Here is a 12,341-nt window from a genome sequence, read left to right as displayed (position 1 = left end):
AAACGCGGGCAACAGCTCGCGTTTTTTATAATTGTTAAGATTTATTTGATGGCAGATTCAAATATGAAGTGCAACGCACCCAAAGCTAACTTTAACCTCCAATGGCGTCATAAAGCCTAGCACCTTACGAGGACGATTATTCAAATTGTCCTCTATCTCTTTAATGTATTCAGCGCAGAGATTATCAAGTCTCACAGACTTCGGCAAAAATTGCCGAATCAATCCGTTGAGGTTCTCATTACTCCCTCTCTCCCAAGAGTGATAAGGTCTGGCAAAAAATATCTCGGCATTGAGTGCTTCAGCTATTTGTTCATGCCGAGAAAATTCTTTGCCATTATCAAAAGTAATCGTGCAAACCTTTTCAGCATTAAGTATCTCTATACAAGCTTGTGCCACTTGTTCGGCTTTACGATGCTTCAATGCTTTGAGTTTGACTTCTCTCGTTGCAGATGACGATATAAGTCTGCGCCTGATTTCTTGTCTGCATAAATATAGCGATAAATGCTTTCATGACTGGGAACATGTTGCCAATCCAGTCGTTTAAGATGCCCTGTCATCTGTTCGGGAGAATATTTTCTCTCAATCAGATGATTGATGTAGGCTTTGGCAAAATCACTGAGTTGATAAGCGTTTTGCTTTTTACGATCTTCTGCCATTTCTTGAGCTTGTAGCGGTCGATAAGCTCTTTTACCTGTATTGCGTTTGATCTCTCGGCTGATGGTATAGTCAAAGAAGTGAAAAAGTATTACGGCGTTGGCTCGCCTTGCCGTACGCTCTTGTACTGTCTGCGGCTCGCCGCCTTGTACTACTTTTTCACTTCTCCGACTATAGATTTATGGCAGCCCACGATATCGGCTATTTCGCTATATGAATAAGCGCTTTTCTTAAGCACGGATATTTGATACCTTTGTTCTTGTGTAAGATTGTTCTTGTGTAAGATGTGTATAGTGTTTCATAGCGTTCTGATAGGTAAGAGTTGATGAGCAAGTGCAACACCGCACATCTTACATCTTCTCTCTTGTCTATTAAACGTTGCACTTCAAGCTTGAATCTAAGCTGTGATTGTTTTTAATAAGGAGGAAAATATGAAAAAATCTAAGGGAATATTATTGTTTAGTTTTGTGATTTGTCTTACTGGAGTATTAACGGCTTGGTTTTTGGGGGTATTTGAACCAGAATGGAAGAAATATAGCTTGGAAAGTCCAATGGAAAAAATCTATAAGACGGATACAAAAAATGGAATTAAACATAAAGAAGTTTATAGGCTCAAGGAAGAATACGCTAAATTAGGATTGAAGGGGCTGGTTTATCATTATGAGATTAAAGAAAATCTATTTGAAGAAGGGCTTGAGCCTTCTAGAGAGCAACCTATTTTGTTGTGTAGTGTAGATGTCTATTCCTTATCTAAACCTAAAAAATTATCTGAGCTAAATCAATATGCTTTATCTGATGATATGGAAAACGCCATCAAGCAAAATCCGCAAATTGACTTTTATGTGAAAGAAAAAATCCTAAAAAATGATGATTTCTATAAAGAAACTGTTAAAGAAACGCACATTCATAGCAAATGGTTGCCTGCAAATCTCGTATTCGCTATCAATGCGGAGAATGTTTTTGCAAAAATAGATAGCGACGGCATTATTATTGACAGAACCACCGCTTCAGTGCCTAGACAATGGAAGCAGTTGGAGATATGCCTAAAGGATGTAGAAAGGAAAAATGGTAGAGAATTCGTTAATCCACCAGAATATTGGAATAGTATCAGTCCATCCCGACGCTATGCAGTTGTGGAACAATTTCACCCAAAAGATAACCAAGCTGAGTTTAAGGCTGGACTTATGAGAACTATTTTCTCTGATAAATCGTTTATTCGTATGGATGATAGTATAAATTGTAGTTTTCAATATGATCCACTGGGCTCTCTTGATAATCAATATAGTGATACATATTGGAAAGATAAACCTAAACCTGATTTAGAAACTGACTTAAAAGCAAGGGATCATGCTAGATATATAAACTACAAACAGTATGGAAAAGTTTTCACCACTTGGCAAAAAACTTTCATTGATATTTATAATATTGATGAAAATATGTATGTAAGAGTGTTTTCTGAGTATAGCAATGGATTGCCTTACATACAAAGGTACTGTGAAGAATAATTTTCTTCATATTTGTCTAACTTTTTTATGGAGTTATTTTTATGAGTTACTATGAATCAATTACAGCTACACAAATGTGGTCTTTGTATTTGTTCAATAAAGACACGCCCAAAACAGGTCTTGAATTATCGGTACAGACGGTTGCCAACCCGCGAGGGGGAGCTAATCTGAGAAAGCCGATCGTAGTAGCTTAGTAAGATTGTGCAGACAACTGCATTAAGTAGAAAGAAAAACATAGTTAATAAGGAGTTGGAAAATATGGCTGGTGTTGGTATGATGATAGTTCTTTTTATGTTAATCATAGGTGCATTTATTTATTTATTATTTTCCTTTTTTATATCCAAAGGATTGACTGAAAATAAAAGAAGACAATTATTATATTTTGCATTATTTTTGCTATTTCCATTGTTAATTGGCATGCTTAATTATTACGGTTTTTGTTTTAAGAAAATGCGTTTTTTGAATGAACAAGATATATACACAATATTAGATAATAGTAAATATAAAGAACAGTCTAATGATTATTATGGAGCATATATTTTTACAAGAGAAAAAATGTACGGAAATTTTGAAACAGATTTAGAAGGGGGACATTTGTATGAAGATTGGGGAACTTTTTTAGAAAAAATACTTGGTTGGCGATATGCAAGAGTACAAACGAAAAGAAGCTCCTTCATTATGACAAATTGTGGAAATCTATATCCACCTGAATTTTAATTTTTTTCTACAACAGACTTTTTTTATTTTAAACTAATTAGGAGTGTAAAAATGGCTGACAAAATTTCAACTTTGCCTACAATGGCACAGATAACTTCAATGTACTTATTTGGTCAATTAGAAAAACCAAATAATTTACTTGATGGAAATCTCATTAGACCAAAAGATTTAGTAGTGGATTATCCTGTAAAAATCAATATCAATGAGTATATGACAGATGGAGCAGGCAGATTTGTTAGTGCAAAAGATTTTAAGTTTTTAGATGAATTTTTTACTAAAAGCAGTACCGCTTCTGAAAATTTAGAAGCTGGAAGATATACTAAATCTGAAATACTTCAAGCATTAAAGATTAAATTTGCAGGAGTAACTCAAAGTACTGCTGAATATGATGATGGCAAAGATAACTTGCTTGAGAGAGCATATATTTGGAATTCTGTTGCTTTTATGGTAAATGATGATGCGATTTTTGTTGTTGATGAAGATGGGAATCGTTCAATTGAAAGTTTTGCCATTGTTCCTTATTCTAATAATGAGCCAGGACTTCGAGATGAAAACGGAAAACCAATGGAGAACTTTGATTTTGAAGGTGGTACTACATCTCAAATCGCTAATTCTATGATAGAGTGGAAAATTGATCCCTCAGGAATTGGTAGAACAGTTAATATTAAATTTGACTGGGATAATGTTAATACCAAAACATTGTCATATCAGGATTATCAAAATGAAAAAACAAGTTCTAATTTTTTAACTAACAAATGGAATCAGGCATCTGTTGGCTTGGATAGTGTATTGACAAACAATCTTGTTCAAAAACTGTGGGATAATGGTATTATCCGATTTTTGGATGAAGATGGGCGAATTATCTTTTATGGAACGTGCGATTATGAAAATTCAAGTTCAAAATTTTATTTAATGAATAATACTTATATTTATATACAACTCCCTAAATTGTATGCTGATTTAGGTGCTTCAGAACTTAAATCAGGAGTGGTCTTTATTTCTGGTAATGGGGATGACAGTGTTATCGGCTCTATTAATAATGATAAAATTATTGGGAATTCTGGTTCAGATACATTAAATGGAAATAATGGCGATGATGTTCTCATCGCAGGAAGTAATAAATATGACACTTCCGACACATCTATTAATACCCTCATTGGCGGTAAAGGCTCGGATGAGATTCATGGGGCAGCTGGTGCTGATATTCTAGTTGGTGGTTATTATTTATTTGGTGATGTTGTTTTGAAGGACGACGGAGAATCCGACCGCATGGAAGGCGGAGATGGCTCTGATACATACTATGCAGGCGATACTGATGTAATCAAGGACAAAGACGGTCAAGGTGAAGTGCATTTTGGCGATGTTGTTCTAGGCAAAGCTTATCGTGATACTTCAGTATCTGATCAGCAGGTATATTTGCAGGGAGAAAATATCAAGTATACGCTCAACGGCAAGAACTTGACAGTTGAGTTAATCAAGGAAGGCAAAACTCTCACGATTGAAGAGTTTAATAAAGAAAACTGCGATTTGAATATCCAGCTTATAGACAAAGCTGGCAAGGATATAGTTTTTGTTATTGATGTAACTGGGTCAATGTCAGAGGATATCAATACGGTTAAAGCTAATGTAAAAAATATGATTAGCAAATTATTTACTAATACCAATGATGAGAATCTTGATACAAATATCGGGATTATGACTTACACTGATGGTAGTTTGTCTTGGATTGCTAAGAATGCCGATACTCCGCAAAAGGCTTACTCTGCCATTAACGCAGTATTTGAGCAAGGTGGCGGGACGGAGCTGGTGGCTACTTCTCTTAGCAAGGCTCTTAATGAGTTTGATTGGCGAGCAGGTGAGGAGTATGCCAAGCAAATTTGGCTTTTCGGTGATGAACCAGGCGACGATTTGGATGGTCTGTCTAAGGTTTATGCGCTTTCGCACAATAAGAAAGTCGAACTTGACGGGGAAAAAGAAGGTGCATTTGAGTATATTCCAATCAATACTATTGCTTTGTCTAGTGGTTCTACGGCATCGGTGTTCCAAAGTATTGCAGAAAATACCAAAGGAATGTATTTCTATGGTCGGGCAGATTTGGATACTGCCTTGAATGACATTGCTAATCTGGGAACTAGTGCCGATGAAACTATCAATGGCACTGATGCGAATAATACCATTAACGGCATGGGCGGCGATGACACCCTAAGCGGCGGCTTAGGTTCTGACACCTATGTTGAGACGGGCGATTTCGGTCATGATACCTTAAATGAAACCAATCCTGATGGTAAGGACAAAAACAAAGTTGATTTTGCTGATACCTCGGTTCAGGATTATGGTTTTGAGAATGATAACGGAAATTTGGTAATTACTAACGGCAATAATTCCGTAAGCATAAGTGATTTCTACGGTGATGAGAATAAAGTCGATCAGTTTGTATTTAATGATGCAGTGATTGACAATGCATTAGCTGCATTTTACGGCAACAATCAATCTGGCAAAAATGTAAATTACACCGAAACTGCGGAAAATGTGCAAACGGGCATTTTTGGAGGTCGTCAGTTTGTTGTTGCATCAGACGATGCCGAAGTTAATACTTCATGGTTTCAAGATGCGGTTGTTGTCAATGGCAACAATGTCAGTGTTGATACGGGTTTGAATAATGATCAAGTCTATGTCCAAGGCTCTGGCAGCGTTAAAACTGGTGGCGGTTCGGATAAGATTTTCATCGGCTCTGAGTTCGGATCGGTTAATGTTTATGACAGCTCTGGCGTGAGTGATGAAATAAATTTCACCGCTCATAATTTGAAAGATTTTTATGTCTCTCAAGATGGCAAAAACTTTAGCTTTAAGCTCCTAGGCAGTCCTGAAAGCAGTATTACAATCGAAGGACAAAGCTCTGTGTTGCATCGGATGGAAAATTTCTCATTCTCTGACGGCACAAATATCAGCTATAAAGATTTGGGAGCACTGGCAAAAATATATGAAAACCATTCATATGAACAGATTGCAACTGATGCAAACATTGCAAAATCTATCGAAGAGCAGTTGAGTTCCCAAGGCTTTTTGGCTTAAATAATATTAAACTGCGTTTAATGCTAAAAGGACGTGGCTCAGCTGGGAGAGCGCCTGCTTTGCACGCAGGAGGTCAGGAGTTCGATCCTCCTTGGCTCCACCAATATCTGATAGAAAGGCAAGATAAATTAAGAAAAACTCACTAAGGGAGAAAACTTAAGAGGCAGATTCAAATATGAAGTGCAACGCACCCAAAGCTAACTTTAACCTCCAATGGCGTCATAAAGCCTAGCACCTTACGAGGACGATTATTCAAATTGCCTCTATCTCTTTAATGTATTCAGCGTAGAGATTATCAAGTCTCACAGACTTCGGCAAAAATTGCCGAATCAATCCGTTTTCTTAAGTGCTTAGTTATCCGTGTCTTAGATTGTTTTGATAGTAACAATTGAAAAAAGCGCTTGCATTATTATCTGCTGTACTAAATAATAAGCTGACAATAGTATGTTGATGCAATATGCTGTTGTTGTTTAAAAATTTGTATTTTTTATCATCCATTCGCGACTGTTGCAGTGTTCGTACCTGTTGCGCAGACTGTATCAAGCAATATTCTGTATATCTTTTCTGTAGATAACTCTAGAGGTTTGTATGAAGATGATCAATAAGCAAAATGTCTATTCTGTATTAGGCGTTTTTTCCTTGGCTGCTGCATTGCCGGCTTTTTCCGCTACGCAAATCAACACCTATCCTCAAACGGCTGCTATTGATGCCAAACTCCCGATTATTCACACATCGCATGGTTCCACGCATCTGAAAGCCAATGTGTTGAATCCTTTTCCTGTCTGTAATGCTTTGGAAGACCGCCGCACGGTGGTGTATAAAATCAATGAGTCTTGGTTGCCGGTAGGCACTATTTCCGCTAAAAACGAAACCGAGATGAGCATTCCTTTAACGCAAAACACCTCCCGCGCTCAAAGCATTTCTTTTTCGGTTAACGGCAGTCGTACCGAAAAAATCGATGTAAATTTGGGATCTAATGGTTCGTCTAAGCAGGGGGATAGCTCTATCGGCGGACAATGGGGCATTGCTTTTTCTTTAGCACAGCAAATAGGAGCGAGCGCCAGTTATTCATTGTCTTGGACGGTGGGACAAAATATCGGACCTTATAGCGTGCCTGCCGGCTATACGGGAGAGGCGACTTACGGCTTCCGTGTGGTTAATATGATTGGTACGCAACAAATTTGCGGCTCTAACGGTTTATGGACCACACCGACTATGTGGCGTGCTTTTGTGCCTTTAAAGAGCGAGGTGCGCGTCAAGTTATACGATAATTTGGCCGATTCTGTGGATAAAAATACGCATCTTCCCAATAAGGCAATTGCGATTTTGCCCGAAAAGCCGAAAAATCCCGATATGCGTCAGCCCGGACAGCAATTGCCTTTGGATCTTGAGCCTTATTTGACGGTTTCAAGCGCTAAAGCGGCAGGTTTTGCAGGTTCGGTGGCTTTAAGGCTGAGAAATACGGGAAGCGAAAGTTATTACGGCGAGTTTCCTGTCGTAAGCTTTTTGGTAGAAGTTTATACCGAAAGCGGGCCTAAGGGCGTGGATCGTTTGATTACGCCTCGTTGGTATAATGGCGCTTATGTGCAGGATTTGGGCTTTGATCGCGAAAAATCCCTGCGCCGTTTTTATGTGAGCCTGTCTAACCCGATTGAAGCGGGGCAAGAGCGTTTGATTGCATCATTTAGCTTTAATGACGGCAACACACGCGCCGGACGTTTGAAAAACTTTATCCGCGTTAGCCAAATTGGTCGCGTAGAAAATGATAAGAGTTTCTATAATGACCAAGAGGTGGATTCGCGTAAGAACACCTTAGATGATTTTGGCAAACAAATTCAGGGAATTTTTTAAGAAATTATCTGAACATTAATATCAAAAGCCGCTTGCTCTGCAAGCGGCTTTTGCATTTTACAGCGCAAATATATAGTCTCTTCAGATTAAAATGATACGCCTTAAACAACATATTGAAATATTTTTCAATATGTTGAAAATTTTTATTGTCTCATTTTAATCTGAAGAAGCTATAATATTTGCTTAATTCTTCTGCTTAAACATGCGCGGTTTATTTATTGATCCTGACAGAGTTCTTCAATCAATTGCTCGATTTTTTGCCGGTGAGCGGCGATTTCTGCTTGAGAGAGTTTGACAGGATTGCCATCGGCATCATTTGTATAAATTCCTTCAGTATTTTCTTGGCTGTCTAAAATCGATAAATCGTAAAAAGCGGCATTGCAGCGTTCTATACTGGTAATAATGATATTTTCAGGATTTATATCGTTTATTTCCGCATGTTGGATATTGGGTGATGAGGGAATGTCCGATATTTTTTCTTCATCAATTTGCATACCTTGTTCATTTAATAAAATATAGTTTTTTATGCCGCGCGGCGGAACTTTGGCATAATGCACAATGCCGTTTTCTATCCATTTATATACGATGATTTTTTCTGCACGCGGCGTGTTTTGCGCCGTTATATGCGTACTCAAAAGGCTGCTTAATAATAAAATCATTCTGTATTTTTTCATAATATTATCCCTTAAAGCATAAAAACAGAATTAATTTACCGTGAATGTATGTTCGTTTTCAAGAAAAATCATGTGTTTTTTATAAGTGCGATAGAAATTGTTGCAGATTACATCTAGGGTATTTTCTAAGGTGCTGTTATGTAGGTTATTTTTCAAAGCTTAAGAATGTTGTATGCCTGTGTCCGATGTCATACTGAGTGATCAAAATAGTTTAGTCATGTATGGTGGTGAAAATCCATTTAATAAAATAAAAACATATAGTTATGTTGTTTGTTGATTATCTAAATAATAGTTACTTTTATTCAATGAATTGTTTATAATATGCGCTTCTCCGATATAAGAGGCCTTTATGATAACTCCTTCTTTTAGCAGGAAAAATTTAAGTGCGGCAATATTCGGCGCAATGATGGGATTTGCCGCAATGCCGCTGTTTGTGAAAGCGCAAGATTCTAATATTTCTTCAGAAAATTCTATTTTACAGCTGCGTTATGTGCAGGAAACTGCGCCCATTTTATTGTCGGAAATCGTGGTTTACGGCGAACGCAATAAGTCTTTAACTTCCGCACAAACGATTGACAATGACGATATGCAAATTATGCCGGTAGGTAACGGCAATATCAGCGATTATGTAAAAAGCAATGTGCATGTGCGCTATGAGAAAAGCGACAGCAATGGTGTGCAGCGCGGCGAGATTATGCCGGAATGGCTTTCGATTAATGGTGCAGATGCCAATCAAACCGCTTATTTTGTAGATAATGTTAATGTGAACAATGAATTGACGGTAAGCGATATTTTTGACGGAGCGATGCAGGTTTTGCCCAATATCAGCCATACGCAGGGATATTTTTTTGATGCGGATATGCTGTCGGCAATTGAAGTGCAAGACAGCAATATTTCCGCCAGTTTAGGTGGTTTTATGGGTGGCGCCTTAATCGCGAAAACCAAGCGGTATTCCGGAGAAGACAGGTTTAAATTCCATTACCGTACTACGGCTTCGGATTGGGCGGCGCTTAATGCCGGCAAATATGCCGGCGATGTTTTTGCGCGCGTTCGCCCTGAAAGTAATGGAATTGCCGCTTTGCAGCCTGAATATCGCAAACAAGATATGAATGTGATCATTGAAAAAGGCATTAGGGATAATATGGGTATGGTTTTTGCTGCAAGCCGCCGCCATTCCCATATTGCGCAAAACCGTTTGATCGGTCTTATGCCGGATACGCAATTGGTAAAAGAAAACCACAAGCGGCAATCGGATAATGCTTTATTGAATCTTAATTGGCAAATAAATGATAATAATCGCTTGGAATTATCATGGCGTTATTCTAATTATTTCGAGAATAAATATTTTGCCGATAATATCGATGGCAATGCCAAAGATTATCATCAGGCTTACGGCGCTACTTTTGCGTGGGTGCACGAGGCGGAAAGCGGAACATGGACAAATACTTTGGCTTATGATGTTTTTACGGATAAGCGCCAATCTAATGCGCATAAAGCGGAAATCATATCGGTATTAGATGAGAATACTTTTGATCCTTTATACAATTATGAGAAGGGCGGTTATGGCGACAGCCGCTTAAAACAGCATAATCTGCATTTTTCGACGGAATATGCTTTTCAGCCGTTTTTTATAGGCGACAGCGAGCATTCTGTTTCTGTGGGCGGGATTTATCAGAAAACGGATTATGATTTTTATCGCCCGCAGGCGGTCGATGCGGCGGTGAAGACTTATCTTTCCGACGGTTCGCTCTTATTTGCCGATGCTTTGCATACGCCGGCAGGTAGGGCGAAAACCGATTATCAGAATGCGGCGCTTTATGCGGAAGATTTAATTTCTTGGAAGAATTTTGAATTTCGCGCAGGATTGCGTGCGGAGCGCGACGATTATTTGAAAAATACCAATATTGCTCCGCGTTTGGTGCTGCGCTATCAGCCGAATGCGCAAAGTCAATGGACAATCGGCGCGAACCGCTATTACGGTCGCTCTTTTGCAGCCTTAAAGCTGACTGAAGATATTTTAAAGATTCATCAAGATGCTTCTCGTCAATATAAAGACGGCGGTCGTTTGAAAACGCCTTATGCCGATGAGTTTTCTCTGGGATATGAGCAAAAGATTTCTAATTTGAATGTGAAATTAGGCTATATTTATCGTCAGAATAATGATCGGATTATCATGAAAAAAGATGATAAAGATTTTAATTATTATACTAACGGCAGGGATTTCAGCAATCGGATTTATACGGTGGAAATAGAAAATAAAGAGCCGTGGCAGATTGGCAATACTTATTGGAAAACTACATTGGGCTTGGATTGGTTGGATTCAAGTCGCGCCGATGTGGGGAATCCGAATCAGCAGGTTTATTTGGATGGTAAATTGATGAGTCGTGCGGATATGGTGAGAAAAGTCAATAGCAGTCGGGAAGATTGGCAGCTGCATTTGGGTTTGAATATGTATATGCCTGATAGCGGTATTGATTGGTCGAATGATGTATATATTAAAGCGCCGATTAAAGGTTATGAAGATATTGATGATCCTTTAATGGGAATTGACCGTTACCGCAGTTATGATTACGGCAGTCATGTGCAATGGGATAGTGCTTTGCGTTGGCAAAGCGATATATATAATCATCGGTTTTATATACAAGGCAATGTGTTAAATGTATTGAATCATGTACGAAAAACCCATTATCCGATTTCTTCAAGAGATAATGCCTATACTGCAGGTCGGGAGTTTTGGTTGAAATTTGCTTATGAGTTTTAAAAATGATTTTTTAGATTTTTTATTTTTTATCGTTGTTGATGTGGATTTTGTATCGGATATAAATGCTTGGCCAGCATAATTGATATTCCGAATGCAATTTATTTAAAAACCGTCGGCATGTTGTCATGCGACGGTTTTTAACATGAAAGGTTTGTATTTTATGGTTTAGGGCTCAAGGGCGATGTTTTCCACCGCAGGGGCTTTTTCAATCAAACCGATGGATTGCATAAATTCTCCGTAGCGGCGGTAGCGGTTGTTATCAAGAGCGGCGGGGCGCAGGGCTAGGCGCGGCAGGGTTTCCTGCCATGCGGCACGGTTGGTGTCGTCGTCGAGTTCGCTTTTATAACTGATGTAGCTTTGCCATGCCTCTTGGGGGTGGTTGAGGATGTATTGCGCGGCTTGCTCCAGTGCTTGGTTGAAGCGGCGGATGCTGTCGGCGCGGGCATGGTCTTTATGGGCGATGATGATGAGTTCGTCATAGCTCGGTATGCCGTGTTCTTCAAGGTAGAAGGCGCGTCCTTTATGTCCGTGGCTTTGCATTTCGTAAAGTTCGAAGTTGCGGTAGCCGCCGATGACGGCATCGACTTGTCCGCTCATGACAGAGGGTGAGAGCGAGAAGTTTACGTTCACCAGTTCTACGTCTTTTAGGCTGAGCTTGGCGGTGGCAAGTACGGGGGCGAGCATGGCTTCGTCAACGCCGGCGACGGAGTAGCCGATTTTCTTGCCTTTGAGGTCGGCAATGCTGCGAATGTCGCTGTCGTCTTTGACGATGATGGTGTTCAGCGGGGTGGAGATGAGGGTGCTGACGCGCATGAGCGGCAGTCCTTCTTGGGCGTGGAGGTAGAGTTGCGGTTGGTAGTCCACCGCCAGATCGATTTTGCCGGCGGCGACCATGCGCGGCGCAATGGAGGGGTCGGAGGGTTCGATGATTTCCAGTTCGAGGTCTTGGGCGGTGAAGTAGCCTTGTTGTTGAGCGACGATGATGGCGGCATGGTCGGGGTTGATGAACCAATCAAGCATGAGTTTGAGGCGGTCGGCGGCTTGAGCGGGCAGGGCGGCGCTAAGAGCGGCGGCTAAGAGCAGTTTTTTCATGGAGTGTCTCCTTGT

Annotated in this window: 7 protein-coding genes, 1 tRNA gene and 3 pseudogenes; 6 read left to right on the top strand and 5 right to left on the bottom strand. The window is 39.7% G+C overall.

Annotated elements, in window-relative coordinates:
• Positions 1-57: 57 nt before the first annotated feature.
• Together DYC63_RS13875 and DYC63_RS13870 are read right to left on the bottom strand one after the other, a co-directional pair.
• Positions 58-833: pseudogene (locus DYC63_RS13875) on the bottom strand (IS30 family transposase).
• Positions 830-940, bottom strand: a pseudogene (locus DYC63_RS13870) (helix-turn-helix domain-containing protein); the annotation flags it as partial. The pseudogenes DYC63_RS13870 and DYC63_RS13875, both read right to left, overlap by 4 nt.
• A 145-nt stretch (positions 941-1,085) precedes the next feature.
• Here DYC63_RS13870 and DYC63_RS11965 point away from each other — a divergent pair.
• The 4 genes from DYC63_RS11965 to DYC63_RS11950 all read left to right on the top strand — a co-directional run bounded on the left by DYC63_RS11965 (position 1,086) and on the right by DYC63_RS11950 (position 6,051).
• Positions 1,086-2,159 (top strand): hypothetical protein, encoded by a 1,074-nt coding sequence (locus DYC63_RS11965; RefSeq protein WP_115219405.1) that lies wholly within the window; start codon positions 1,086-1,088, stop codon positions 2,157-2,159.
• A gap of 258 nt (positions 2,160-2,417) precedes the next feature.
• Entirely contained in the window at positions 2,418-2,876 is a 459-nt protein-coding gene (locus DYC63_RS11960) for a hypothetical protein (RefSeq protein ID WP_115219404.1), read from the top strand.
• A 51-nt stretch (positions 2,877-2,927) separates the two neighbouring features.
• Positions 2,928-5,948 carry a VWA domain-containing protein gene (locus tag DYC63_RS11955; protein WP_115219403.1) on the top strand — a complete coding sequence of 1,007 codons (3,021 nt, stop codon included), beginning with the start codon at positions 2,928-2,930 and terminating at the stop codon, positions 5,946-5,948.
• Between the two features lie 29 nt (positions 5,949-5,977).
• Positions 5,978-6,051: transfer RNA gene (locus DYC63_RS11950), tRNA-Ala, on the top strand.
• Positions 6,052-6,117: 66 nt separating this feature from the next.
• Here DYC63_RS11950 and DYC63_RS13865 read toward each other — a convergent pair.
• Positions 6,118-6,287: pseudogene (locus DYC63_RS13865) on the bottom strand (IS30 family transposase); the annotation flags it as partial.
• Between the two features lie 249 nt (positions 6,288-6,536).
• Between DYC63_RS13865 and DYC63_RS11945 the strand changes: the two are divergent.
• Positions 6,537-7,799: a hypothetical protein gene (locus tag DYC63_RS11945; protein ID WP_115219402.1), complete on the top strand. Its 1,263-nt coding sequence runs from the start codon at positions 6,537-6,539 to the stop codon at positions 7,797-7,799.
• 215 nt (positions 7,800-8,014) lie between these two features.
• On the opposite strand, the gene DYC63_RS11940 is transcribed toward DYC63_RS11945, so the two are convergent.
• Entirely contained in the window at positions 8,015-8,473 is a 459-nt protein-coding gene (locus tag DYC63_RS11940; RefSeq protein ID WP_115219401.1) for a hypothetical protein, read from the bottom strand.
• Between the two features lie 403 nt (positions 8,474-8,876).
• On the opposite strand from DYC63_RS11940, the gene DYC63_RS11935 reads away from it, so the two are divergent.
• The gene (locus DYC63_RS11935; RefSeq protein WP_218564629.1) at positions 8,877-11,234 is read left to right on the top strand and encodes a TonB-dependent receptor plug domain-containing protein; all 2,358 of its coding nucleotides are present in this window, start codon (positions 8,877-8,879) and stop codon (positions 11,232-11,234) included.
• A 165-nt stretch (positions 11,235-11,399) separates the two neighbouring features.
• On the opposite strand, the gene DYC63_RS11930 is transcribed toward DYC63_RS11935, so the two are convergent.
• Positions 11,400-12,326 (bottom strand): ABC transporter substrate-binding protein, encoded by a 927-nt coding sequence (locus DYC63_RS11930; RefSeq protein ID WP_115219400.1) that lies wholly within the window; start codon positions 12,324-12,326, stop codon positions 11,400-11,402.
• Positions 12,327-12,341: the final 15 nt, after the last annotated feature.

Source organism: Suttonella indologenes (genome assembly GCF_900460215.1).
GTDB lineage: Bacteria > Pseudomonadota > Gammaproteobacteria > Cardiobacteriales > Cardiobacteriaceae > Suttonella > Suttonella indologenes.
Note: the sequence above shows the minus strand (reverse complement) of the source record. Positions and strands in the feature narration are given on the sequence as shown.